Origin of the sequence: Actinokineospora auranticolor, assembly GCF_041897805.1 — a bacterium.
GTDB classification, from domain to species: Bacteria; Actinomycetota; Actinomycetes; order Mycobacteriales; family Pseudonocardiaceae; genus Actinokineospora; species Actinokineospora auranticolor.
Map to the genome: position 1 here is coordinate 2,944,709 of NZ_CP154825.1, position 24,722 is coordinate 2,969,430.

19 protein-coding genes are annotated in these 24,722 nt (G+C 71.3%); 8 read left to right on the plus strand and 11 right to left on the minus strand.

The annotated features are described in order from the left end of the window. Nucleotides 1-124 precede the first annotated feature (124 nt). Nucleotides 125-1,762: a glycosyl hydrolase family 18 protein gene (locus V5P93_RS13470; RefSeq protein ID WP_104475658.1), complete on the minus strand. Its 1,638-nt coding sequence runs from the start codon at nt 1,760-1,762 to the stop codon at nt 125-127. A gap of 661 nt (nt 1,763-2,423) precedes the next feature. On the opposite strand from V5P93_RS13470, the gene V5P93_RS13475 reads away from it, so the two are divergent. Next, nucleotides 2,424-3,974: a beta-N-acetylhexosaminidase gene (locus V5P93_RS13475; RefSeq protein WP_104475660.1), complete on the plus strand. Its 1,551-nt coding sequence runs from the start codon at nt 2,424-2,426 to the stop codon at nt 3,972-3,974. Between the two features lie 260 nt (nt 3,975-4,234). Here the strand turns inward: V5P93_RS13475 and V5P93_RS13480 are convergent, their stop codons facing one another. Genes V5P93_RS13480 through V5P93_RS13490 form a run of 3 tightly spaced genes read right to left on the minus strand, consistent with a single transcriptional unit; the run spans nt 4,235 to nt 7,342 of the window. Further along, nucleotides 4,235-5,065, minus strand: coding sequence for a carbohydrate ABC transporter permease (locus V5P93_RS13480; protein ID WP_374066496.1), 831 nt, complete (start codon nt 5,063-5,065; stop codon nt 4,235-4,237). Between the two features lie 7 nt (nt 5,066-5,072). Further along, on the minus strand, nt 5,073-6,050 hold the full coding sequence (locus V5P93_RS13485; RefSeq protein WP_104475664.1) for a carbohydrate ABC transporter permease: 978 nt from the start codon (nt 6,048-6,050) through the stop codon (nt 5,073-5,075). Between the two features lie 11 nt (nt 6,051-6,061). After that, on the minus strand, nt 6,062-7,342 hold the full coding sequence (locus V5P93_RS13490; protein WP_104475666.1) for a sugar ABC transporter substrate-binding protein: 1,281 nt from the start codon (nt 7,340-7,342) through the stop codon (nt 6,062-6,064). 204 nt (nt 7,343-7,546) lie between these two features. Here V5P93_RS13490 and V5P93_RS13495 point away from each other — a divergent pair, with 204 nt between their 5' ends. Then, nucleotides 7,547-8,311 (plus strand): GntR family transcriptional regulator, encoded by a 765-nt coding sequence (locus V5P93_RS13495; RefSeq protein WP_104475668.1) that lies wholly within the window; start codon nt 7,547-7,549, stop codon nt 8,309-8,311. Between the two features lie 122 nt (nt 8,312-8,433). Here V5P93_RS13495 and V5P93_RS13500 read toward each other — a convergent pair whose 3' ends face one another. The 4 genes from V5P93_RS13500 to V5P93_RS13515 form a co-directional block, all read right to left on the minus strand. Then, on the minus strand, nt 8,434-9,954 hold the full coding sequence (locus V5P93_RS13500; RefSeq protein ID WP_104475670.1) for a beta-N-acetylhexosaminidase: 1,521 nt from the start codon (nt 9,952-9,954) through the stop codon (nt 8,434-8,436). 109 nt (nt 9,955-10,063) lie between these two features. Continuing rightward, the gene (locus V5P93_RS13505; RefSeq protein ID WP_181043233.1) at nt 10,064-11,068 is read right to left on the minus strand and encodes a lactonase family protein; all 1,005 of its coding nucleotides are present in this window, start codon (nt 11,066-11,068) and stop codon (nt 10,064-10,066) included. 81 nt (nt 11,069-11,149) lie between these two features. Then, a complete protein-coding gene (locus tag V5P93_RS13510) occupies nt 11,150-12,751 on the minus strand; it encodes an amidohydrolase family protein (protein WP_104475674.1) in 1,602 nt (533 codons plus the stop codon). A 1-nt stretch (nt 12,752) separates the two neighbouring features. Beyond that, complete coding sequence (locus V5P93_RS13515) at nt 12,753-14,054, minus strand: alanine racemase (RefSeq protein WP_104475676.1); 1,302 nt, start codon at nt 14,052-14,054, stop codon at nt 12,753-12,755. A gap of 204 nt (nt 14,055-14,258) precedes the next feature. Here V5P93_RS13515 and V5P93_RS13520 point away from each other — a divergent pair, with 204 nt between their 5' ends. The 5 genes from V5P93_RS13520 to V5P93_RS13540 all read left to right on the plus strand — a co-directional run bounded on the left by V5P93_RS13520 (nt 14,259) and on the right by V5P93_RS13540 (nt 18,044). Continuing rightward, the gene (locus tag V5P93_RS13520; RefSeq protein WP_104476675.1) at nt 14,259-15,209 is read left to right on the plus strand and encodes a sugar kinase; all 951 of its coding nucleotides are present in this window, start codon (nt 14,259-14,261) and stop codon (nt 15,207-15,209) included. After that, nucleotides 15,206-15,970 (plus strand): IclR family transcriptional regulator, encoded by a 765-nt coding sequence (locus V5P93_RS13525; protein WP_104475678.1) that lies wholly within the window; start codon nt 15,206-15,208, stop codon nt 15,968-15,970. Before V5P93_RS13520 ends, V5P93_RS13525 begins: the two co-directional genes overlap by 4 nt. Nucleotides 15,971-16,175: 205 nt before the next feature. Next, nucleotides 16,176-16,553 (plus strand): RidA family protein, encoded by a 378-nt coding sequence (locus V5P93_RS13530; protein ID WP_104475680.1) that lies wholly within the window; start codon nt 16,176-16,178, stop codon nt 16,551-16,553. An 87-nt stretch (nt 16,554-16,640) separates the two neighbouring features. Further along, nucleotides 16,641-17,579, plus strand: coding sequence for a sporulation protein (locus tag V5P93_RS13535; protein ID WP_104475681.1), 939 nt, complete (start codon nt 16,641-16,643; stop codon nt 17,577-17,579). A gap of 69 nt (nt 17,580-17,648) precedes the next feature. Then, complete coding sequence (locus V5P93_RS13540) at nt 17,649-18,044, plus strand: pyridoxamine 5'-phosphate oxidase family protein (RefSeq protein ID WP_245930879.1); 396 nt, start codon at nt 17,649-17,651, stop codon at nt 18,042-18,044. Here the strand turns inward: V5P93_RS13540 and V5P93_RS13545 are convergent. From V5P93_RS13545 to V5P93_RS13555, 3 genes are all read right to left on the minus strand, one after another. Continuing rightward, a complete protein-coding gene (locus tag V5P93_RS13545; RefSeq protein WP_245930881.1) occupies nt 18,022-18,744 on the minus strand; it encodes a peptidase M10A in 723 nt (240 codons plus the stop codon). The two genes, V5P93_RS13540 and V5P93_RS13545, sit on opposite strands and share 23 nt — an antisense overlap. Nucleotides 18,745-19,019: 275 nt before the next feature. Continuing rightward, entirely contained in the window at nt 19,020-19,814 is a 795-nt protein-coding gene (locus V5P93_RS13550; protein ID WP_104475685.1) for a peptidase M10A, read from the minus strand. 144 nt (nt 19,815-19,958) lie between these two features. Beyond that, nucleotides 19,959-21,800 (minus strand): DNA/RNA non-specific endonuclease, encoded by a 1,842-nt coding sequence (locus tag V5P93_RS13555; RefSeq protein WP_104475687.1) that lies wholly within the window; start codon nt 21,798-21,800, stop codon nt 19,959-19,961. A 456-nt stretch (nt 21,801-22,256) separates the two neighbouring features. On the opposite strand from V5P93_RS13555, the gene V5P93_RS13560 reads away from it, so the two are divergent. Continuing rightward, nucleotides 22,257-24,713, plus strand: a complete 2,457-nt coding sequence (locus V5P93_RS13560; RefSeq protein WP_104475689.1) for a nitrate- and nitrite sensing domain-containing protein — start codon at nt 22,257-22,259, stop codon at nt 24,711-24,713. The last annotated feature ends 9 nt before the right edge of the window (nt 24,714-24,722 follow it).

Here is a 24,722-nt window from a genome sequence, read left to right on the forward strand (position 1 = left end):
TGCCGCCCGCCGCCGAAGGACGACGGCGGGCGGTCTGGCGGGCCACACGCGGCTGTAACGGGCTGAGCGGCTGCCCGGGGTTGACCCGAGCAGCCGCCCACATCCGGCCCGTCCCAGCCGGAGACTAGCCGCGCAGCGCGGAGATCAGCTCGCCGTTGCTGGTGTCACCGGACAGCTCCCAGAAGAAGGTGCCGCCGAGACCCTGCGAGTTGGCCCAGTTGCGCTTGCCCGCGATGGTCGCCGGGGTGTCGTAGCCCCACCAGTTGCCACCGCAGAACGCGTACGCGGTGCCACCGATGGTGCCGGTGGAGGGGCAGCGGGTCTTGAGGACCTTGTAGTCCTCGAAACCGGCCTCGTAGGTGCCCGGGGCGGCACCGGTCGCCGTGCCACCGGGGGTGGCCTGGGTGACGCCGGTCCAGCCGCGGCCGTAGAAGCCGACGCCCAGCAGGATCTTGCTCGTCGGGACGCCCTTCGACTTCAGCTTGGCGACAGCGCCCTCGGTGGTCCACTTGTCCTTCGGGATACCGGGGTACGAGGTCAGCGGCGAGTGCGGGTTGGTCGGGCCCTTGGTGTCCCACGCGCCGAAGAAGTCGTAGGTCATGGGCATGATCCAGTCCAGGGACTGGGCCGCGCCCGCGTAGTCGGCCAGGTCGAGCTTGCCGCCGTCCTCACCGTCGGCCGAGATGGCCGCGGAGATCAGGTTGCCCGCGCCGAACTTGGCGCGCAGCGCCGAGGTGACCGCCTTGAGCGAGTCCGGACCGCTGGTGTCGCAGGTCAGACCGCAGGCGTTCGGGTACTCCCAGTCGATGTCGATGCCGTCGAACACATCGGCCCAACGGGGGTCCTCGACCAGCTTGTAGCAGGAGTCGGCGAACGCGGCCGGGTTCTTCGCCGCCTGGCCGAAGCCGCCGGACCAGGTCCAGCCACCGAAGGACCAGAGGACCTTCAGGTTCGGGTACTTCTTCTTCAGCTTGCGCAGCTGGTTGAAGTTGCCCCGCAGCGGCTGGTCCCAGTTGTCGGCCACGCCGTCGACGCTGTCGGCGGCGGTGTAGGCCTTGTCGTAGTCGGCGTAGGAGTCACCGATGGTGCACTGGCCGTTCTGGACGTTGCCGAACGCGTAGTTGATGTGCGTCAGCTTCGCCGCGGAACCGCTGGTGTCGACGTTCTTCACGTGGAAGTTGCGACCGTAGACGCCCCACTGGATGAAGTAACCGACGAGCTTCGACCCGGGCGGGGGCGGAGTGGTCGGACCAGTGGTGGTCGTGGTGGTCGTCGTCGTGCTGGTGGGCGTGGTGGTGGTGCTGGTCGGCTTCGTGGTCGAAGTCGAAGTCGTCGTGGTGGTCGTCGTGCTGGTGGGCGGGGTGCCGCCCTCACACGCCGCGCCGTTGAGCTTGCAGCCCGTCGGCGAGCCCGACCCGGAACCGTTGAAGCCGAAGGACGCCGAGGCGCCCGCGGCGATGTTGCCGTTCCAGGACAGGTTCACGAACTTGTAGTGGTCGCCCGTCTTGGTCATCTGGGCTTCCCACGCCGACGGGATGCTGGTTCCCGAGGGCAGGTCGAACTCGACGGTCCAGCCGGAGAGCGTGGTCGAACCACCGTTCTTGACGGTGACCTGACCGGTCCAGCCGGAGCCCCAGTCCTGGGTCTTCTTGAACTCGGCCGTGGGGGACGCCGCACCACTGGCGGGTGCGGCCACGACGCCGATCGTGACAGCGGTCGCGGCGACCGCCGCCGCGACCAGATGCCATCTGAACCTGGACAATTGTTCACCTCGAAGGGGAGCAGGGATAACACTGTCTACCGTGGTCCAGACCAATTGTTTGGGACAAGGTCTAGACCACAGGTGTCACTCTAACGGAGTAGCCGAACAAGTCCACACCGCGATTCGTGGTGCGGTGTTGCCAGTTCGGCGGCCGCCGATCCGCGGGACGCCCCAGGCGCGTCGATCCGTGCCGCCGCCCCGGGACCGGGGTGGGAAACGCGGATCCGCGCGCGTGGTGGCCGGATCGGTGTAGACCAATATCGCGACCGGGTCGCGGTCGACCGCGCCCGGGGTGGCGGGGTGTGAGTCGGTGCCGCCGGTTCGTCGACCCGGGTGGTCCCGCCGGTCGGGTCGACCGTCGCCGCGCGGGGTGGCGCAGCGACGCGAGCGCTCAACTCATGTCCCGTCCTTTCCCGTGCATTGCGTGTCACGCAACAGAAGTCTCACTGGCGGCAACCGCAAGGATGGTAGAATCTGCCCATCCCGGGCACAAGATAACCCCGGTTCGGCGAAACGCGCGATAGCGCGCCACGGACGGTTATCTCGCCCGCCACGCCACCGGGTGCTCCGGTGGCCGGGTCGCGCGGCGTCGGAGATCGTTGTGGGCGACCAGGGGCCGCCCGTCCACCCTTGTGGTCTGAACAACTACTGGTCTATACCTATGGTGCCGACCATCGGAGGATTGTGTGTCCAGTTGCCCCGCGTCCCGCCTGCCCGCCGTGCCGAGGAGTCGCGCATGACCAGGGTGATCCCGGCCCCCGTGTCGGTCGAACCCGATCGCGGCGCCGACTTCGAGCTCACCGCTGAGGCGGTCATCCGGGTCGGTGGCGGCGCCGAGGAGGTCGGCGAGTACCTCGCGGGCGTCCTGCGGCCGTCGACCGGGTACGCGCTACCCGTGGTGCGCGGTGGCGGGGCAGCGGGCATCTCCCTGGAACTCGGGGACGTCGGCGCCGAACTCGGCGCCGAGGGCTACCGGCTGGACGTCGGCACCGCGGGCGTCGACCTGCGGGCCAACACGGCGGCGGGGCTGTTCGCGGGCGTGCAGACGCTGCGCCAGCTGTTGCCCGCGGAGGTCGAGAGCGCCACCGCGCAGCCCGGGCCGTGGCCGGTCGAGGGCGGGCGCGTCGTGGACTACCCGCGGTTCGCCTACCGCGGCGCGATGCTCGACGTCACCCGGCACTTCTTCACGCCGGAGCAGGTCAAGCGCTACATCGACCAGATCGCGCTGTACAAGGTCAACCACCTGCACCTGCACCTCACCGACGACCAGGGCTGGCGGATCGAGATCGAGCGCTGGCCCCGGCTGACCACCCACGGCGGCACCGAGGTCGGCGACGGCCCGGGCGGCTCCTACACCAAGGCGCAGTACCGCGACCTGGTCTCCTACGCGGCGTCGCGGCACATCACGGTCGTGCCGGAGATCGACCTGCCGGGGCACACCAACGCGGCGCTCGCGGCCTACCCGGAGCTGAACCCCGACGGCGTGGCGCGCGAGCCGTACACGGGCATCGAGGTGGGCTTCAGCTGCCTCGACATCGACAGCGACGTCACGTACCGGTTCGTCGAGGACGTCCTCACCGAGGTGGCGGAGCTGACCCCCGGCCCGTACCTGCACCTCGGCGGCGACGAGGCGCTGCAGACCCCGGACGCGGACTTCATCAGGTTCTTCGACCGCGTGCTGCCCATCGCCCAGGCGACCGGCAAGCAGGTCGTGGCCTGGCACGAGTTCCTCAAGGTCGAGTCCGCGACGTCCGTGGTGGGCCAGTACTGGGGCAACCCCGCCGCGCCGGACAACACCGCGGACGCCCTGGTCCGGTCCGCCCTGGACCGCGTCGACAAGATCATCATGTCGCCCGCGAACAAGTCGTACCTCGACATGAAGTACGACGAGGACTCGCCGCTGGGCCTGAAGTGGGCGGGCTACGTCGAGGTCGACGCCGCGTACGACTGGGACCCGGCCGACTTCGTCGACGGCCTGCCGGAGGCCAAGGTGCTCGGGGTCGAGGCGCCGCTGTGGTCGGAGACGCTGGAGAACAGCGACCACATCGAGTACATGGCCTTCCCCCGACTGCCCGCGATCGCCGAGATCGGCTGGTCGCCGCGGTCCACCCACGACTGGGAGTCGTTCCGGGCGCGGCTGGCCGAGCAGGCGCCGCGCTGGGCGCACCGGGGGATCGGGTTCTACCGCTCGCCCAAGGTCGACTGGCCGTGACCTGAGCGCCGGACCGCGGTGTCGCCGCGGTCCGGCGGCGAGCGCGGCGGCACAGTGGTGAATTCCCGTTTCGCCCGGCCGCGGGTTCACCGCGCACCACAGCCCGCTCGGCGGGCCATCCCGCGAACGACAAGAGCCGGGCACCCCTGCGGGTGCCCGGCTCTTCGCCTTCGTCTCCCGGTCGCCCACCACGAGCGTGGTGGGCGACCGGGAGACGAGCGGGTGGCGGCGTCGAGCCTGGTGACGTCGCCACCCGCTCGTCAGCCCTTCACGGCGCCCGCGGTGGTCCCGGCGACCAGCTTGCGCTGGACGAGCAGGAAGAAGATCAGCGCGGGGACCGCGTAGATCATCGAGGCGGCCATGGTGGCGCCCCAGTCGGTGCCGAACGCGGTGCGGAACGACGACAGCCAGACCGGGAGGGTCTGCTTGTCCTTCTCGCGCAGGAACACCAGTGCGTAGAGGAACTCGTTCCACGCGGTGATGAAGCTGAACACCGAGGTGGCCACCAGGCCGGGGCCCAGCAGCGGCAGCGTGACCCGGCGGAACACGCCCCAGCGGCCGCAGCCGTCGACCATCGCGGCTTCTTCCAGGTCGATCGGGATGCCCTTGACGAAGCCGCGCAGCGTCCACGCGGTGAACGGCAGCGTGAAGGCGACGTAGATCAGGCCGAGGCCGAGCAGCGAGTTGAGCAGGTCGGCGTCACGCATGATCAGGTACAGCGGGATGAACAGCGCCTCCGCCGGTGCCAACTGCGCGACCAGCACCAGCAGCAGGAAGCCCTTGCGGCCGCGGAAGCGCATCCGCGCGAGCGGCACCGCGGCCAGCAGACCGGCGGCCAGGGTGAACGCGACCGCGCCGAGGGTGACGATCAGGCTGTTGGTGAGGAAGGTCGTGAAGTTGGGGATGCTGATCGCGTTGCTGAAGTTCTTCAGCGTCGCCGACAACGGGATCAGGTCGTAGGCGGGCGAGAGCACCTGGGCGGGCGTCTTCAGCGACGTGGTGAACATCCAGTAGACCGGGAACAGGAAGAACCCGGCCACCAGCAGCCCGAAGACGGTGAGCCCCACGCGCTGCGCGGGTGACTTGAACAGCATGGCGCTACAGCTCCGTTTCGGGTGAGCGGATCAGCAGTCGCATGTACCGCCAGGTGACCGCGACGAGGACGATCAGCATCAGCACCGCGACCGCGGCACCCGAACCGAAGTGGCTGCCCGCGATGCCCCGGAGGTAGCCCAGCACCGGCAGGGTCGTGCTGCCGCCGTCGGGACCGCCCTGGCGGATGGCCCAGACCTGGGTGAAGACCCGGAAGTCCCACAGCACCGACAGGAAGGTGACCAGCGCCAGCATCGGGCGCACCGAGGGCCAGGAGACCGCGCGGAAGGCCTGCCAGCCGGACGCGCCGTCGATCGCGGCGGCCTCGTACAGGTCGCGCGGGGTGCTGATCAGACCCGCGTAGAGGGTGAAGGCGATGAACGGGACCGCCTGCCACACCACCAGCAGACCGATCACGGCCAGCGTGCTCGCGCCGCTGGCGAACCAGGAGTGCCCCTTGAAGGAGTCGAAGCCCAGCAGCACCAGGGTCTTGTTGAGGATCCCGTACTCCTGGTCGAACATCCACTGGAAGACCGTGGTGGCCGCGATGATCGGGGTACCCCAGGCCAGCACCAGGCACAGCTGCAGCACGATGCGCACCCAGCCGCTCAGGTGCCGCATCAGCACCGCGATGCCCAGGCCCAGCAGCAGCGTGGCGGCGACGACGGTGGCGGTGAACACCACCGTGCGGAGCGTGATCTCCCAGAACTCGGGGTCCGAGAGGATCTTGGTGTAGTTGTCGAAGCCGACCCAGGTCACCTTGCCGCGCACCAGCTCGCCGAGGTCGAGCTTGCGGAAGCTGATGAACAGCACCTGGACGGCGGGCCAGGCCAGCAGCCCCAGCATGATGACCACGCCGGGCAGCAGCATCAGGTAGGGCACGGCCGTTTCGGACAATGGGCGACGGGCCCGGCGCCGGGCACCGGGCCGCGCGGCCGGCGGGGTTGCCCCCGCCGACCGCGCGGTGTCCACGGATGAGGTCATCGTGTCCCGATCTAGCCCGAGAACGCGGTGTTCAGCGCCTTGTTGGCGTCAGCCGTGGCCGCGTCCAGGGTCTTGGCACCGGTGAGGTACGCGGTCAGCATGTCCTTGAGGGGGTTCTGACCGGCCTCGATGGTGGCCCAGCCCGGGGTGGCCGGGACGGCCTTGCCGTTGGTCGACGCCTTCGCCATCGCGGCGTTCACCGGGTCGGACTGCAGCGCGGAGACGTCCTTGGAGGTGCCCGGGATCATGCCCGCCTTGGCGAAGTCCGCCTGGTACTTGTCGCTGGTGATCAGCTTCAGGTAGTCCTTGGCCAGGTCCTTGTTCTTGGCCTTGGCCGGGATCGCCAGGTTGGAGCCACCCTGGAAGACCGGCGCGGTCTGGCCCGCGGTCTTCGACGGGATCGGGAAGCCCGAGGTCTTGTCCTTGATGGTCGGGTCGGACTTGGCCGCGGTCGCGACCTCCCACGGCAGACCGATCATCATCGCGACCTTGCCGCCGCCGTAGATGCCCGCCTGCTCGGGGGTCTGCTCGTCGGCGTCCTTCGGGGCCTTGGTGCCCGAGGCCTCAAGCAGCTGCTTGTAGAACTCGATACCGGCCTTGGCCTCGGGGGAGTCCAGCGTGGCGGTGAACTTGGTGCCGTCCTTCTTGGCGATGTCGCCACCCTCGTCGTAGATGAACGAGAGCAGGGCGTACCAGTTCTGGCCCGGCAGGTACAGCGGCTGGAAGTCCGGGTCGCTGCCGTACTTGGCCTTCAGCTTGGTGATGGCCTCGAGCCACTCGGCGCGCGAGGTGGGCGGGGTGGTGATGCCCGCCGCCTCGAACATGTCCTTGCGGTAGAGCACCTCGCGGTTGGCGGCGTAGAACGGGATGCCGTACTGCTTGCCGTCCCAGTTGCCGGAGTCCTTGAGGCTGGTCAGCCAGTTGGCGCCGTTGAAGTCGTTGACGCTGGCGGTCAGGTCCTCCAGCACGTCCTCGCTGGCGAACTTCGGCGCCTGGGTGTTGCCGACCTCGATGATGTCCGGGGCGTCGTTACCGGACAGCGCGGTGGTCAGCTTGTCCTGGATGCCGTTCCACTGCTGCTCTTCGAACTTGACGGTGACGTCCTTGTGGGAGTCCTGGAACTCCTTGTGCAGGGCCTCGACCAGCGTCTTGGGCGCCGAGCCGTTCATCAGCCACACGGTCAGCGTGCGGGGGCCCGCGGGCGGGGCGGCGGAGGTCGTGTTGGTGCCCGCGTCGCCACCCGACCCGGCGCAGCCCGAGACCGCGAGGGCGATCGCGACCCCCCCGACCATTGCCTTCGACCAACTTCTCACAGTGATGCATTCCTTCCGGACGCTGCTCCGCCCGACGTGGGTGGAGCGAAGGACTTGAGTGGTTTAGACCATTGCGATTAGAGTGGTCCGTACTTCTCGGGCTTGTCAAGATAAATGCTTAAACGTGACATCAGATGTCCGTCTCGACGCGGGTCGCCGACGCATGGGCGAGCAAGGAACAACATGGGTGAGAACCTGCCCGGCGATGCCGTGGAAAACGGTAAGAAATCGCCTCGAACGCCGAAGCACTGGGAACTCAAGGAGCGGCTCGCGGAGCTGCTGCGGGTGGTGTCCCCCGGTGGGTCGCTGCCCGGTGAGCGGGCACTGGCCAGCGAGTTCGGCGTGTCCCGCACGACCGTGCGCAAGGCCCTCGCGGAGCTGACCGCGGAGGGCAGGCTGACGCGGGTGCACGGCAGCGGCACGTTCGCGGGGGAGGGCAAGCTGACCCAGCGGTTGCAGCTGTCCTCCTACACCGAGGACATGCGCTCGCACGGCCGCAGACCGACGTCTTCCCTGCTCGACGCCCGGATAGGGGCCGCGGACCCGGAGCTGGCGGCGCTGCTGGGCATCCGCTCCGGCGACGACGTGCTGCGCCTGCGCAGGCTCCGGCGGGCCGACGGGGAGCCGATGGCGATCGAGACCTCGCGGCTGCCGCTGCCCCGGTTCCCCGGCCTGGACCGGTACGTGGGCGACAGCTCGCTCTACGGCGTCCTCTACGAGCACTACGGCGTGGAGCTGGGGCACGCCGAGGAGACGATCGAGACCGCGCTGGCCACCCCGGCGGAGGCGGCGCTGCTCGGAAACGAGGCTGGCGCGCTCATGCTCCTGCTCTCGCGGCATTCCTTCGACACCGAGGGCAGACCCGTGGAATGGGTCCGCTCGGTTTACCGGGGCGACCGTTACAAGTTCGTTGCGACCCTCGTGTCGCCGCAATCGCTGGACACGTGAGCAGGATTTCCGGCCCGGCGGCTCTGTCGGGCCGGAATGTTTTCGACTAGCGCCCCGCGCGCCAGTCGGACTTGTTGTCGGACCGGTTCTGCCTCGCTTCCTCGGTGGGGACCAACCGGTGTTCACCGGCCCGGGATCGCGCGGCCCGGCACGCCGGGTCTGCGCTGCCATGGCCGGGGACCCGCCGGTGGGCGGTACTCGACCCCCAGCGCGTCGAGCCTGGGCAGGTGGTGGTCGGCCACCCGCGCCAGGAACTCCGCCTGGACCCGCTCGTCGGTCTCCGCCCGTGGACTCCAGACCACCTCGGCGAAGGCGGCGAGCCGGGGGAAGGCAGCGTAATCGACCCGGCGCGGATTGTCGAAGTGCTCCGACCACAGGTTGGCCTGCGCGCCGAGCACCCGGTGGTGGGCGCTCGCGGGCAGGTCGGGCGGGATCGGCTCGTAGGCCCGGACGTCGGCGAGGGTGCGCACGTACCCGACGGGCACCGGCTCGTCCGGGTGGTCGGACTGCCGGTGGTCGAGGTAGACCTTCGTCTCCGGGCACATGACGACATCGTGCCCCGCGAGCGCCGCCCGCACACCTGCGGCCTCACCCCGCCAGGAGGCGACGGCCGCGCCGTCGGGCAGCTCGCCCGCGTCCAGGATCTCGTCCCAACCGAGCACCCGGCGGCCGTGCCCGGCGAGGTGTTCGGCCAGCTCACGGAGGAACCAGCCGTGCAGCTCGGCCACCGAGTCCAGGCCGAGTTCGTCGGCGCGCTGCTTCACCGCGACCGACTCGTGCCACTGGTCGGCGTGCACCTCGTCGCCGCCGAGGCACACGAACGGGGCGTCGAAGACGTCCACGACGTGGTCGAGCACGGTCCGGTAGAAGTCCAGTGTGGATTCCGCCGGGTCGAGCACGCACCTGCTCTCGCCCCAGGCGTGCCAGACCGCCACCGGCTCCTTGGTGACCCCGAGCTCGGGGTAGGCGGCGATGGCGGCCTGGCTGTGCCCGGGGACGTCGACCTCGGGCACCACCGTGATCTGCCGGGCGCGCGCGTACGCGACGATCTCCCGCAGGTCGGCGGTGGTGTAGTAGCCGCCGTGCGGGCGGTTGTCGTGGGTCTCGTCGCCGTCCACCTGGCGGCCGACCCACGAGCCGTGCCGCCAGGCGCCCACCTCGGTGAGCTTCGGGAAGGCGGGGACCTCGAGCCGCCAGCCCTGGTCGTCGGTGAGGTGGAAGTGCAGCACGTTGAGCTTGTGCGCGGCCATCAGGTCGAGGAAGCGCAGCACCCCGGCCTTGGGGATGAAGTGCCGGGCCACGTCCAGCAGCACGCCGCGCCAGCCGAACCTGGGGTGGTCCTCGACCTCCCCGCAGGGGAGCGTCCACGCGCCGACGTGGATGTCGGCGGCGCGGAACGCGTCTGGTCCCAGCAGCTGGCGCAGCGTCTGCGTGGCGTGGAAGGCGCCAGCGGCGTCGTGCGCGACGGCGGTGACACCGTTCTCCGCTATGGAAAGCCGGTATCCCCCCGGAGCGGGCACGGCGACCGGGTCCAGTGCCACGGTGGCGGGGTCGAGCACCGCCGCGACCGAGGCCACCGCGTACCGGCCCGGCGCGGGGCGGGCGGCGACGGGCCTGGGGAGCAGGGTCTCGAAGCCGGTCATCCCGCAGGAATCCCTTCCACCTTTGGTTGCGCCATGTGCAACCACTGTTTCACTGCCCGCAATGCCGCAGATCGTAGATCGGCGACCGAACCGGCACAAGTTCCCCCGATCAGGGGGCGAGCACGGTCACCCAGCAGGCGCCCTGGACGGTGGCGGCCTTCTCGGGGGTGCCCAGCCGGCCCGTCGCCGGGTCCCTCGGCAACATGGTGACCAGGCTCGACCGCTCGTTCGCCACGTACAGCCAACGGTCGTCGCGGGCGAACGCGCAGTGCCTCGGCCAGGCGCCTCCGGTCGAAGCGGTCTGGACCAATTTCGGTTGGCCGGACTCTACCCCCAGCACCGCGACCGCGTCTTCCCCCCGGGTGGTGGCGTAGACGAACCGGCCGTCCGGGCTGACCAGCACCTCGGCCGGGTAGGTCGGCGACGGCGCGCCGGAGCCGAGCACGCTCGTCTCGGACACCGCGGTGAGCGTGCCCGCCGTCGCGTCCCAGCGCGCCTCGATGAGCACGGCGCGCTGCTCGCCGAGCAGGAACACGCGCCGACCGTCCGGGTGGAACGCCAGGTGCCGGGGGCCGGTGCCCCGGGTGGTGGTCAGCTTGGAGTGGGTGCTGATGGCACCCGAGTTCTGGTCGACCTTGTGCACGAACACGGCGTCGGCCCCCAGGTCGACCGACAGCAGCCACTGCCCGGTCGGGTCGGGGATGACCTGGTGCGCGTGCGGCTGCGCGCCCTCGTGCCGCACGACGCTCGCCATCGCGCCGATGCGGCCGTCGGTGCCCAGCGGGTGGGTGGCGACCCGGCCGTCGGTGTAGTGCGCGGTCACCAGGAACCGGCCGTGCACCGCCAGGTGCGTCGGGCCCGCGCCGCCGGATGGGCGGGTGCTCAGCACCCGGGGGACCAGCGGGTCCCGGACGTCGATCGCGGTCACCTTGCCGGTGGGCACCAGTTCCGACGTCGCGTACAGGGTGCGGCGGTCGGCCGAGAGCGCCAGCGCCGACGGCTCGCGCACGGCGCCGAGGACGCCGGGCGCGCCGGGGCGGTCGTCGGTCGCCCCGGCGTAGCCGAGGCCCTGACCGCTGAGGGTGCCGATGTAGAGGGTGCTGTGTTGGACCACGTCACGCTCCTGCTCTGGTCGTGGTGGGCTGGGCGCCGCGGTCCCCGACCGGTCGGGTAACGCGACCGCGTCGGTGGGCATTCAAGCGCCCGCCCGTCGGATGGAGTGGCCGGGCAGCGCCCCGGTGGGGACGCCGTCCGAGAGCACCGGCACCCCGTTGACCAGCACGTGCGGGATTCCGCGCGCTGCCTGCCGGGGTTGGTCGTAGGTGGCGGTGTCGCTGATGGTGGTGGGGTCGAACAGGACCAGGTCCGCGGCGTAGCCGGGGCGCACCAGGCCCCGGTCGGTCAGCCGCAGCCTGCGCGCGGCGCGCCCGGTCAGGTGCGCCACGCACTCCTCGACGCTGAGCACGCCCAACTCGCGGACGTAGTGGCCGAGGTAGCGGGGGAAGGTGCCCCAGGCCCGCGGGTGCGGGCGGTCGCCGACGAGCAGCCCGTCGCTGCCGCCGGTGTGCGCGGGGTGGCGCATGATCGCCCGCACGTTGTCCTCGTGGCCGACGTGCATCAGGCACGACGTGCCCAGCCGCTCGGCCACCAGCGTGTCGGCGAACAGGTCGAACGGCGCCACGCCCGCGGCGGCGGCCGAGTCGGCGACCGTGCGGCCGACCAGGTGCCGGTGCTCGTCGCGGCGCACGCCGTTGATCTCGATGGTGCCCCAGTCCACGGGCACGCCGTGGCAGCCGTCGGAACCGGTGACCTCCAACGCCTCCCGGATCCGCGCCCGCCCGTCCACATCGGACAACCGGACCACGGTCGCGTCCGCGCCGCCCTCGGCGGCCCAGCTCGGCAGCAGCGCGGAGAGGTAGGTCGCGCCCGCGAGGTACGGGTACGTGTCGAGGGTGATGTCGGCGCCGCGCGCGATCGCGTCGTCGAGCAGCGCCAGCAGGTCGACCGCGCGGCCCTCGTTCACGGGGAAATTCATGGTGGCGTGGGCCAGGTGCAGCGGGCAGCCGGTGCGCAGGCTCAGCTCCACCATCTCCCGGTACGCCGCCAGCGCGCCCGCGCCGTAGCTGCGGTGGTGCGGGCTGAAGAACCCGTCGTGCGCGGCGACGACCTCGCACAGCGCGGTCAGCTCGGCGTTGTCGGCGTACATGCCCGGCGCGTAGGTCAGCCCGGCGGACAGGCCGACGGCGCCCTCGCGCAGCCCCCGCGCGGTGATCTCTCGCATCCGCTCGACCTCCGCGGCCGTGGCCGGGCGGTCGTCCCAGCCCAGCACCAGCATCCGCACGGTGCCGTGCGGCACCAGGTAGGCGGCGTTCACCGCGATGCCCAGGTCGAGGCGGCCCAGGTAGCAGCCCACTTCCCGCCAGTTCCAGGAGAACCCCTCGGGATCGCCGTTCCAGCCCGCGAGCTGCGCGCGCAGCACCTCCAGCGTGCGGTCGTCGACCGGCGCGTACGACAAGCCGTCCTGGCCGAGCACCTCCAGCGTCACACCCTGCGACACCTTCGCCAGGTGGTCGGGTTCGGCCAGCAGCCGCAGGTCCGAGTGCGAGTGCATATCGATGAACCCGGGCGCCAGCACCAGACCGTCGGCGTCCACGACCGTCGACGCACCGGTCAGGGCACCCGCGGGGTCGATCTCGGCGATGCGCCCGGCGGCGACCCGGACGTCGGCCCGGTAACCGGGGGAGCCGGTGCCGTCGACGACGGTGGCTCCGCGGAAGAGGAAGTCGGGTGCGGTCATGTCAGAAGAAGGTACGGACAAGGTCGACCACGGTCTCCCCGTCGGTACCGGTGAGCGGCAACAGTTGCCACTTGTCGAACACCGTGCACGGGTGCGACAGGCCGAGGCCCACCCAGTCGCCCACCTCGACGCGCGTACCCGGCTCCAGGGCGAGGAAGCCGTGCTGGTCGTTGAGCGCGGTCATCCGCGCGCCGCTGAGCGACCGCGTCCCCCCGGCGGTGCGCAGCAGCTGCGGCTCGGGGAGATCGATGTCGTACGGCACGTCCCGCTTGCCCACGGCCAGCAGCGCCAGACCGGGCTCGGGGCACGACGTCACCTGCGCCCACGCGCGCAGCGCGGATCGCAGCGGCGGGACGGAACCCAGTCGGGACCGCTCGCCGAGCGGGGAGATGCCGCGGTAGAAGCCGTCGTCGTGGGTGATGTAGGCGCCGCTGCGCAGCACCGGCAACACCTGGAGACCATCCGGCCACGGCGCGGTCAGCGCGTCGGCGACGCGGTCGAAGAAGGCGCTGCCACCGGCGGTGACGATCACGTCGTCGGTCTCGAACCGCTCGCGCAGCATGACCGTCGTCGCGCGCACCCGGTCGAGGAAGGTGTCCACGGCGCGCAGGGACTCGGCGCTGGAGTCGTGGCCCGCCGGACCCTCGTAGCCGCCGACGCCGACCAGGCGCAGCACCGGGCTCGCCACCACGGCGTCGGCCACGGCGCGCGCGGTCGCGTCCTCCCGGACCCCGGTCCGCCCGCCGGGCACGCCGACCTCGACGAGCACGTCGACGGGACGGGTCGCGCCCGCGGCGGTCAGGTGCTCGGTCATCAGCTCGGCGCCGCGCGTCGAGTCGACCCAGCAGGCGAACTCGAAGCCGGGGTCGGCGGCCAGTTCGGCGGCCAGCCAGGCGAGGCCGTCCGGGTCGAGCAGCTCGTTGCCGAAGAGCACCCGGCTCACCCCGAACGCCCGGTAGACGCGCAGCTGGCCGATGGTGGCGGCGGTGATCGCCCACGCGCCGTGGTCGATCTGCCGGGCGAACAGCGCGGGGGCCATGGTCGTCTTGCCGTGCGGGGCGAGCAGCAGGCCGCGCTCGGCGGACCACGCGGCCATGGTGGCCAGGTTGTGCTCGACGGCGGCGTTGTCCAGGGCCACGATCGGGCCGGTGAACCCGTCGCGGAACAGGCCGGGGCGGGCGGCCACGGCGTCGGCGACGGTCCGGCCGAACAGCCGGTGCGGCACCGATTTGAACCGCCAGTCGAGCGTCTCCCCGGCCAGGCGGGCCACGGCGTCGCGGTCGATGCTCGCCCGGTCCGACACGGGTGACCCCCTTCTCGGTGCCTGCTCGCCATCCCGACTGTTGCGTGTCGCGCAACGGCAAGTGCGCTATGTGATACACAGTGTGTAGCATTCCGCGGGTGCCGGTCAATTTCACCGGTTGCCGAAGGGTGGGTGCGGGTGGACGCGGGCTCCAAGGGCACTGCGGTGCTCGGTACCGGGGTGCTGGGCAGCGAGGTGCTCTGCATGGGCGAGTCGATGGTGCTGTTCGTGCCGGGCGAACCCGGTCCCGCGCACGAGGTCACGACGTGGACCCGCACGGTCGGCGGCGCCGAGTCGAACGTGGCCTGCACGCTGGCCCGGCTCGGGGTGCCGTCGGCGTGGGTGAGCGCGCTCGGCGACGACCCGTTCGGCCACGCGGTGGTCGCCGCCGTCGCGGGCGCCGGGGTCGACGTGTCGGGGGTGCGGTTCGACGCGGTTCGGCCGACGGGCCTCTACATCAAGGAGAGCGACGCGGCCGGGAGCCCGGTCCGCTACTACCGGCGCGGGTCGGCGGCGTCGGCGATGGGACCGGACGTGCTCGACCGGGTCGACCTCACCGGTGTGCGCGTCGTGCACGTCAGCGGCATCACGGCCGGTCTGTCGGAGTCGTGCCGCGCGCTGCTGTGGGCGCTGCTCGACCTGCCGCGCGACGGGTTCGCGGTGTCCTTCGACCTGAACTGGCGCCCGGCGCTGTGGGCCGAGCAGGACCGAGGCGTGCTGCGCGACCTGGCCCGGCGCGCGGACATCGTGCTCGTCGGCGCCGACGAGGCCGAGACCGTCTGGGGGGTCGGTACCCCCGCCGGGATCCGGGAACTGCTGCCGGAACCGTCGACCGTGGTGGTGAAGCAGGGCGCCGACGGGGCCACGCTGCTCGAACTCGGCGCCGAGCCGGTGTTCGAACCCGCGCTGCGGGTGGAGGTCGTGGAGCCGGTCGGCGCGGGGGACGCGTTCGCCGCCGGGTTCCTGGCCGCGACGCTGGCGGGCGCCGCGCCGTCGCGGCGGCTCCGGGAAGGGCACCTGCGCGCCGCGACCGTGCTGTGCACCCACCACGACGTGGCCGAACCGCTGCCCGTCGAGGTCGCGTCCGCGTTGCTCGACGCGGATCCGGGGGAGTGGTCGTCGGTGAAGCTGACCGCACAGGGGGTGACGCGGTGAGTCAGAGCCTCGACCGCGCGTTGACCGTGCTGGACGCGCTGGCCGGTGGGCCGCGCACGTTGGACCAGTTGGCCGTCTCGGCCGGTGTGCACAAGACGACGGTGCTGCGGCTGCTGCGCACGTTGGAGTCGCACCGGTTCGTGCAGCGCGACGACGCGCGCCACTACCGGCTGGGGACGGCCCTGTTCGACCTGGCCAACCGCGCGCTGGACGACCGCGACGTGCGCAAGGCGGCGGAACCGGCGCTGCGGGAGCTCAACGAGCTGACCGGGCACACCGTGCACCTGGCCAGCTACGAGGGCGGGGAGGTGGTGTACATCGACAAGTACGAGAGCCGCCACCACGTCCGCATGTACTCCCGCGTCGGCAAGCGCGCCGCGCTGCACTGCACGGCGGTGGCGAAGGTGCTGGTGGCCAGCTTCCCGCCCGCCCGGCGGGCGGAGGTCGCCGAGGGGATCACGTACACGCCGATGACGGCGAACACGATCACGTCGGCGGAGGAGTACCTGGCCGAGCTGGAGCGGGTCGAGGCGCGCGGGTACGCGCTGGACAACTCCGAGCACGAGGACTTCATCCACTGCGTGGCCGCGCCGGTGCGGGGGCAGCGCGGGGAGGTCCTGGCGGCGGTGTCGGTGTCGGTGCCGAAGATCCTGCTCGACCTGGAGGGCCTGATGGCGTTGATCCCGGACCTGAAGCTGGCCGCGGACAAGGCGTCGATCGCCTGCGGCTGGACTCCGGACGTGCGCGCGGGGGAACGCTGACTCGAACCAGCAACCCCTCGATCAACAGTCGAATGCTCGCGCTGTCCGTCGAGCGCGGCGGCCCATAGGTTGGGCTGTGTTGATGTAGACCTGCCCCCGGTTTCCATGCTACCGGAGGGGCGCGACAAGACCTGGGTCCTGATCTTGGGGCCTGTGGACAACTCACGACGCCGGTGGTCGGGGTCGGTTGGAGAGAGGGAAGAACATGCCTAGGACCGCGTTGACACCCGCCGGGAAGCCGCCCGCGGTGCCGCTGTCGCCCGGGGTGCGCAAGGGCAACATCGTCCAGGTCGCCGGTCAGGTGGCGTTCCACCCCGAGACGGGTGAGGTCATCGGCACCACCGTCGCCGAGCAGACCCGCCAGGTGCTGGCCAACGTCTCCGCTGTGCTGGCCGAGGCGGGCGCGACCGAGGCCGACGTGGTCATGTACCGGGTCTACCTGACCGACGTCGCGCACTTCGCCGAGATGAACGAGGCGTACGCCGAGTTCCTCAGCGAGCCCAAGCCCGCCCGGACCACGGTTTACGTCGGACTACCACCCGGTCTGTTGGTGGAGATCGACGCGCTGGCCGTGCTTGACTGAACCCAAAGCCGCCCTTGGGCGTCCGATGGGGCGGAGTTCCACAGTGGAAGATCCGCGCCGAGGGCGCGGGTGAGAAGGGGCTGAGGGATGGTCTTCAAGAAGATGCTGCGGGCGCTGGGGGTCGGCGGTCCGTCCGTCGACACGGTGCTCACCGACTCCCGCGTGCACCCGGGCGGCGTGCTGACCGGTGAGGTCCGCCTGACCGGCGGCGAGGCGCACGCGGACATCGACTACGTGGCGCTGTCACTGGTCACCCGGGTGGAGCGCAGCGACGACAGCTCCGCTCCGGTCGAGTTCGACCGGGCGGTCGTCGCGGGCCGGTTCGCGCTGCCCGCAGGCGCGCACCACAGCATCCCGTTCCAGCTCCCGGTGCCGTGGGAGACCCCGGTGACCGAGGTGTTCGGCAGCCACCTGCACGGCATGGCGCTGGGGCTGCGCACCGAGCTGGCGGTCGCCAAGGCCGTGGACAAGGGCGACCAGGACCCGGTGCACGTGGTGCCGCTGGGGTCGCAGGCCGCGGTGCTCGCCGCGTTCGGCGACCTCGGTTTCCGGTTCAAGTCCGCGGACCTGGAGGCGGGCCGCATCCACGGCGTGCACCAGCAGCTGCCGTTCTTCCAGGAGATCGAGTTCTACCCGCCGCCGCACCTGGCGGGCGGGTTAAGCCAGGTCGAGCTGACCTTCGTCACCGACCCGCACGGGCTGGCCGTGGTGCTGGAGGCCGACCGCCGCTCCGGTCTGTTCCGCCAGGGCGGCGACGCGTACGGCCGCTTCCACGTCAGCCACCACGACGCGGAGCGCACCGACTGGCGCGGCCGGATCGAGCAGTGGCTGCACCAGGTGTCGAGCACCCGCCACAACCCGGGCCACGGCCACGGGTTCCACGGCGGGCACGGTGGCCACGGCGGTCACGAGGGCCCGGGTGTCGGCGGCGTGGTCGCCGGTGCCGCGGCGGGCATCGTCGGCGGCATGGTGCTCGGCGAGGTCTTCGAGGGCATCGGCGACTTCTTCGGCGGCGACGACGACTGACGTCCGGCTACCCGCCCCGTCGGTCCCGGCATCCGGTCGGGACCGACGGGGCGGGTAGCGTTCACGCCCGTGTCGGACGAGTTGGAACTGTTCTTCGCCGAGCGCCACCTGGCGACCCTCACGACCCTGCGGCCGGACGGCACGCCGCACGTGGTCCCCGTCGGCGTCACCTACGACCCGGTCACCCGGGTCGCCCGCGTGATCACGTCACGGGATTCCCGCAAGGCCCGCAACGTCGCCGCCGGGAGCCGCGCCGTGGTGTGCCAGGTGGACGGTCGCAGGTGGACGTCGCTCGAGGGCCCCGCCGTGGTGTCCGACGACCCCGCGCGCGTCGCGGACGCCGAGCGCCGCTACACCGAGCGGTACCGGCCCCCGCGCGCGAACCCGGAGCGGGTGGTCATCGAGATCTCCGTCGACCGCTTCCTCGGGACGGTCAAACCGGCTACTGGGTCCCCGCGGCCTTGAGCCCCGCGTAGTCACCCGCGCCGAGCAGTCGGCGGGAGGTGTCGCACGGCGCGCTGGCCGGGGTCATGGTCTGCGCGGCGTTGCGGGTCTGGTCGACGTGCGCGAGACCGGCGGTGTGCAGCCGCTCGTGCGTCATCGTGGTCTCCAGGTCGTAGAGCTGGCCGCTGCACGTGGCGGGCTTGGTGGTGAACCACGTGTAGGCCACGTTGTCGATCAGCAGGTCCGTGGCGATGACGACGCCCTTGGAGTTGAAGTAGGTGCAGGTGTAGGCCAGCACCTTGGGCGGCAGCGAACCCCAGCCGGTGACGGACTTGTTGTCGTTGCCGGTGCAGGTCAGGTCGCTGGCCACCTGCGGCTTGGCCGTGGTGGTGCCCGCGTACTTGTAGACGGTGGTGAAGCTGGCGGGCAGCCCGCACCGGTTCGCGCCCTTGGCCACGGTGTCCCCGGACGCGGTGATGGCCCCGAGCGCGGTGCTCGCCACCGCGGGCGGCACGCCGTCGCCGTTGTAGAGCCAGTTCAACGTTCCCGCGACCTTCCAGGTCTTGAGCGCGTAGCTGCTGTCGCTGCACGAGGTGTCGTCGCGCGGCACCGTCGCTCCCGCGTACTGAGCGTCATCGACGTCGGCCGCGTAGATGGCCTCCCCGACGACGTGGAGTTCTTCCTCCGGCGCGGTCCCCTCAGACCCCGGTACCCCCGCCACGAACGCCGTGGCAACCAAAACACCAGCCAAAACCCCAAACGAACCCCGACGCATGACGTGTCCCTCTCGGCTCGAACCAGTCTTGGTTGGGAGATTTCCCACCTATCTCTTACCCGGTTTGGGAGCGCTCCCGGTTGCGACTTGGGTGCAGCGTGCAACCGAGCGGGTGAAAGGTTCCGGCGGCAGTCCGGCGGTTGGGACCGGTGCGGGCCTCGGACGTGGTGCGGCCCCCGGTCTGAGGATGACCGGGGGCCGCGGTGGGGAGGTGGAGAGTCTTAGCGGGTGGCGAGCGCCTTGAGCCCCGCGTAGTCGCCCGCGCCGAGCAGTCGGCGGGAGGTGTCGCACGGCGCGCTGGCCGGGGTCATGGTCTGCGCGGCGTTCTTGACCTGGTCGACGTGGCCCAGGCCCGCGGTGTGCAGGCGCTCGTGGGTGAGGGTGGTCTGCAGGTCGTACTTGGCGCCGGAGCAGTTCGCCGGGAGGGTGGTGAACCAGGTGTAGGCGACGTTGTCGATCAGGGTGTCGGAGGAGACCACGACGCCGCGGGCGTTGTAGTAGGTGCAGGTGTAGGCCAGCACCTTCGCCGGGAGGGCGCCCCAGCCGGTGACGGACTTGCCGTCGTTGCCGCCGCAGGTGCCGTTCGAGTTGACCTGGGGCTTGAGGGTGGTGGTGCCGCCGTACTTGTAGGTCGAGCCGGTCAGCGGGGCCAGGCCGCAGCGGTTCTGCGCGCTCGCCACGGAGTTGGTCGACGCGGTGATGGTCGACAGGGCCGTCGAGGAGATGCCGGCCGGGACGCCCGCGCCGTTGTACAGCCAGGTCAGCGTGCCGACCTTCCAGGACTTCAGCGCGTAGGTGCCGTCGGTGCACGCCGTGTCGGCGGTCTTGGCGGCGGAGACGGTGTTCGCGTCACCGTGGACACCGACCTCGACGCCGCCGTTGTCGAAGGTGAACGCCTCGGAGACCAGGTACAGCTTCTCCGGCGCGGCCGACACGGCCCCGGGCGCGGCGGCGGCGACCACGGCGGACACCGCGAGAACAGAAGCGGCGAGGGCGGTGATCCGGCTGCGGCGCATTGGTGTTCCCCTTCGACTTTCGGCTTGTTGGCACAAGCTTCGAGTTCGGGGGGAGCGCACCGGGTATGCGCACGGGTGTGTTTCGGGTGCGGCCCGCCGGGGTAAGGCCCGGGGCCATTTCGACAGCCCCGGGCCGGCTTTAGCTCAATTCCAAGTGATCTCCGACAAGTCCGCCAGTGGTTCGCGCTGACCTGCGGATTCCGGGCGGTCCGGCGCGGTGTCGGCGGATACCAGCGCGGCCGGGAATTGTAAAGAGGCGCGCGACCCCAATTCCGTGATCGGCACCTGGAAAACCCGGAACTCGGCGAACTCGAGGCTTTCCAACTGGTTGAGGTTCTGCGTCAGCAGGAAGGCGCTCGCGTTCAGCGCGCCGTCCTGCACGGAAGCGATGACCTTCCAGAACTCGCGGGGCAGCCGCACGCCCCGGTAGAGCCGGTCGTCGGCGGCGAACAGCGGCCCGCCGAACACGCTGACCCGCAGGTCGTCCACCTCGACGTCGGCGAACAGCGCATCCTCCAGCCGACCCCACAGCCCGGACCGGGCGCTCTGGTTGAAGTCGTCCATCTGCGGGGTGATGTTGGTGAAGAAGAAGGAGTCCCGGTTCGCCTTCGCCGCCTCCTCCGGCGTCCCCCACAGCAGGTCCGCGCGCCGCGCCAGGTGGCCGCGGTCGAGCCGGTTGCCCTGGTACACCTCGTCCCCGGCCTGCGCGGTCGCGGGCAGCCGCGGGTCCTTCACGAACGGGATCCCGCTGCGGTTCAGCTTCCGCAGGCCGCCGCCGTCGATGTTCCACGCGACCCAGAACGCGAACTTGCGCGGTGTGCTCAGCGCCAGCGAGAAGTGCGTGTAGTCGATCCGCGACGAGCCGTCGAGCAGGCACGCGTCGCCGCGCACCGACGGGTCCAACTCCGGCACGGGCAGCGCGACCCCGAGGAAGTCGTCGTCGTAGCCCGCGGTGGGCTCCGGCGCGGTCTCCGGTCGCAGCAGCGTGATGTCGAGCTTGTCGAACACCGACCGCGGCAGGCACGCCAGCGCGTGCTCGTCCGGGTCCCCGGTGCCCTCGCCCGCGAAGTGCAGCCCCGCCAGCACCTTCGCGGGCCGCCCGTTCGCCGCCTTGAACAGCCACGCCGCGCCCGAGTCGCCGCCCTCGCTGATCTCCCCGCCCCGGGGCTTGCGGTGCGGGTCGACGCCGATCTCGAAGCAGCCGACCTCGACGACACCGGCCGCGGTGCCGTAGTCGAGCTTCACGATGGTGTCCACGCGCCGCACGACGCCGTGCGTCACCCCGGTCGTGCGGCCGCTCTTGACCACTTTGTCGCCCAGCTCCGGCTCGCCGAGCTCCGCAGGCGCCACGTCCAGCTCGATGACCGACGCGTCGAGCCCGCGGCCGGTCACGGTCGCCAGCGCCGCGTCCCCGGCGATCCCCAGGTACGACCGCACCAGGGTGCCGACGTGGTTGCGGTCGACCCGGTTGTCGTCGTGCCGACCCGGCTGCACGACGACGTCCCCGACCTCGCCGTCGGGCCCGTTCAGCACGTGCCAGTTGCTCAGCACGTAGGGCGTCCCGTCCTGCCGGTCGTAGACCACCGCCCCGACCGTCCCGCAGGTGATCTTCGGGTGCCCGATGCTCACACCCGGCCGCACCGGGTCGACCCGCGACTTGCGCTCGTTCGCCGCCGCCTCGCCGACCACCCGGAACGACGGCCGGTAGGAGCGCTCCAGCACGTCTGTCAGCACCTCGACGCCCGCCACGGTGATGCTCGCGGGCAGCGGTTCGGTGCCCAGCTCGCCCAGTGCCTCCGGCGCCGCCTTGGTGCCGACGGTGAACTGGATGGCCACCTCGTCGGTGCGCCTGCCCCCGCGCACCCGGTGGCCGACGCCTATGGACGTGACATTGGAGTCCTGGAGATATCCGGAACCCCGGGCGCGGATGAACTCGCGCAGCGCGGCGAACAGCTCGGGGGTGGGTTCGGGAGGGGCTTCCGCCATGACAGTCCTTCGTCTTGTATCGAACGTGGGAGATGAAAAGAAATCGGAAGTGTGATCACGGCCCAGATGATGGCCGAGATGATCACGGATAGTTCGCAAGGTTCCCCGATCGGGCGACCAAAGAGACAGACCATACGGGCGAACCTGGTGTGACCAGCAGGTACAGCGGACGCGAACAGCGCGTGAGCGTGGGCGGAAAGGGGTATGAGTCGGCCGCCCGGACCGGCCGGGGCACCCGTGATAGCGCCCGCGGGAGGGTCTCAGGACACGGACCGGTCACGTCAACTTTCGGGTGAACCGCTACGCTGCTGACTCGCGTACCGCGTGCGGTTGGCGGCGCTGAGTGAGATTGATCTTGTCCCTGCGGGGTCGTTCACTCGGCGGTGTGATTACCCGTCCGGTGCGTGCTGCGCGTGTCCCACGCCAGCCCGATGACCTCGCCGAAGACGGAGAGCCGTGAAGCGCACCAGCGGGTCCCCCGCGAAGTCGACGACGACGATCCGGTCCCGGCTCACCGGAGTGGTGGTCGTCCCCAGCGCGATCCTGCTGGTCATGTGGGCGGTGTTCTCCTCGTACACCGTCTTCGACGGCATCTACCTCAAGGCCGTCACCAGCGGCGTCAAGGACGCCTCCATCCCCGCCGTGGACACCTTCGCCGCGCTCCAGCGCGAGCGGCAGCTCACCATGACCGCGCTCAGCGCCGTCAACCCCGACACCCTCGCGCTCAAGACGCAGCAGCAGACCACCGACAAGGCCGTGCAGGAGCTGCGCACCGCGCTCGACGCGCTCTCGGCCAACGCCCCCGCCGAGGTCAGCGCCCGCGTCCAGGCCCTCAACCAGGCCCTGGCCCCGCTGTCCCAGCACCGCGCCCAGGTCGAGGCCGGTCGGGCGAACAAGAACGAGGTCTACTCGTACTACAACAGCGTCCTCGACGCCGGGACCGCGCTGTTCGACACCCAGGCCCGCATCGTGCCCGACCCGGTCGTCGTGCAGGCCGGTCTGACCGCCACCGACATCTTCCGCGCCGCCGACCGCATGTCGCGCGCGTCGTCGCTGGCCGCCGCCGCCATCGCCGCGGGCGCCTTCACCCCCGAGCAGCACGTCGAGTTCGCCGGGCTGGTCGGCTCCTACCGGTTCCTGCTGGCCACCGCGGCGGGCGCGGGCACCGACGTCACCAAGGCCCACTACCAGCGGCTCTCCACCGCCGAGTCCTGGCTGCGGCTGACCACCCAGGAGAACACCCTCATCGGCGCCGCGCCCCGCGCGCCGGAGAGCACGCCCACCCCGCCCCGGCGCGGCAGCACCACCAACACCCCGGAGCCCGCCGCGCTGCCGGTGTCGGCCGCGGACTGGGAGGCGGTCAGCGGCGCGGCCTCCGAGGAGCTGATCAAGCTCGCCGTCGAGCAGGCCACCGGCGGCGTGGAACTGGGCCTGGACCGGGCCGACCAGAAGTTCTTCGAGGTCATCGTCGGCAGCCTGATCGCGCTGCTGGCCGTGGTCACCGGCATCGTGGTCGCGGTCCGCGTGTCCCGCCGACTGGTCAACAAGGCCCTGGTCACCCGGCTCGACCGGCTCAAGGCCGACTCGCTGAAGCTGGCCCACGAGAAGCTGCCCGGCATCGTCGAGCGGCTGCGCCAGGGCGACCGCGTGGACGTGGGCGCCGAGGTCCCACCGCTGGACTACGGCACCGACGAGATCGGCCAGGTGGCCGACGCGTTCAACGCCGCCCAGTACACCGCCATCGCCGCCGCGGTGAAGGAGAGCCAGGCCCGCGAGGGCGTCAACCGGGTCTTCCTCGGCATCGCGCACCGGCACCAGGGCCTGGTGCACCGCCAGCTCAAGATCCTCGACCGGATGGAGCGGGAGGAGGAGAACCCCGAGCACCTCGACGCCCTGTTCCAGCTCGACCACCTGGCCACCCGCGCCCGCCGCAACGCCGAGAACCTGATCATCCTGGCGGGCGAGCAGCCCGGGCGGCAGTGGCGCAAACCGGTGCGGCTGCTCGACATCCTGCGCGCCGCGGTCGCCGAGACCGAGCAGTACGTGCGGGTGCGCGTCCAGCAGGTGCCGGACGTGGCGCTGACCGGCGTCGCGGTCGCCGACACCATCCACCTGGTCGCCGAGCTGGTCGACAACGCCGCCTCGTTCTCCCCGCCGCGCTCCCAGGTCGAGGTCTACACCAGCCTGGTCTCCGGCGGCGTGGCCGTGGAGATCGAGGACCACGGCCTCGGCATGACCACCGAGGACCGCGAGCAGGCCAACCGGATGCTCGCGCACCCGCCGGAGTTCGACGCCATGGCGCTGCGCGGCGAGTCGCGGCTGGGCCTGTTCGTGGTGGCCCGGCTCGCCGTCCGCCGCTCGATCCGGGTGGAGCTGCGCGAGTCGCCCTACGGCGGCACGGTCGCGCTGGTGTTCATCCCTTCGGACATCGTGGCCGAGACCGTCGAGTACGTGCCCGACGCCGACGCGCCCAGCCCGCGCCCGCGCCGCGCCATCGAGCGCGGCCAGACGACCGTGGTCGACGGGCCGCCCACCGGCCCGCCGCGCCGGGGCATCGACAAGATCTGGTCCGACGCGGACCGCGACGCCGAGCAGGCGGCGTGGCCCGCGACCGACGACGAGGCGCCGGAGCCGTTACCCGGCCCGCGGGTGCCCGAGGCGGCGCCCGCCGACGAAGTGGGGGAGTCCCTGGGGGACGCGCAGAACGGGCAGGCCGGGACGCGTCCCGTGCTGCCGCGCCGCAAGCGCCAGCAGAACCTCGCACCGCAGCTGCGCGAGGAGCCGAGGCTCGTCGAGTGGGCGGACTCGGAACCGGACGCGGAGCAGACCGCGGAGCGGGTCCGCGACACGATGTCCGCGTTCCAGCGGGGGACCCGGGAAGCGCGGCGCAGCGAGGACACCGGTGAGTGGTGACATGACGGC

Bases quoted from the DNA above. Each gene is read 5' to 3' on its own strand.
- V5P93_RS13475 (WP_104475660.1), top strand. From the start codon at position 2,424: ATGGTGCCGACCATCGGAGGATTGTGTGTCCAGTTGCCCCGCGTCCCG.
- V5P93_RS13485 (WP_104475664.1), bottom strand. From the start codon at position 6,050: ATGACCTCATCCGTGGACACCGCGCGGTCGGCGGGGGCAACCCCGCCG.
- V5P93_RS13490 (WP_104475666.1), bottom strand. From the start codon at position 7,342: ATGGTCGGGGGGGTCGCGATCGCCCTCGCGGTCTCGGGCTGCGCCGGG.
- V5P93_RS13495 (WP_104475668.1), top strand. From the start codon at position 7,547: ATGGGTGAGAACCTGCCCGGCGATGCCGTGGAAAACGGTAAGAAATCG.
- V5P93_RS13500 (WP_104475670.1), bottom strand. From the start codon at position 9,954: ATGACCGGCTTCGAGACCCTGCTCCCCAGGCCCGTCGCCGCCCGCCCC.
- V5P93_RS13510 (WP_104475674.1), bottom strand. From the start codon at position 12,751: ATGACCGCACCCGACTTCCTCTTCCGCGGAGCCACCGTCGTCGACGGC.
- V5P93_RS13520 (WP_104476675.1), top strand. From the start codon at position 14,259: ATGGGCGAGTCGATGGTGCTGTTCGTGCCGGGCGAACCCGGTCCCGCG.
- V5P93_RS13530 (WP_104475680.1), top strand. From the start codon at position 16,176: ATGCCTAGGACCGCGTTGACACCCGCCGGGAAGCCGCCCGCGGTGCCG.
- V5P93_RS13535 (WP_104475681.1), top strand. From the start codon at position 16,641: ATGGTCTTCAAGAAGATGCTGCGGGCGCTGGGGGTCGGCGGTCCGTCC.
- V5P93_RS13550 (WP_104475685.1), bottom strand. From the start codon at position 19,814: ATGCGCCGCAGCCGGATCACCGCCCTCGCCGCTTCTGTTCTCGCGGTG.
- V5P93_RS13555 (WP_104475687.1), bottom strand. From the start codon at position 21,800: ATGGCGGAAGCCCCTCCCGAACCCACCCCCGAGCTGTTCGCCGCGCTG.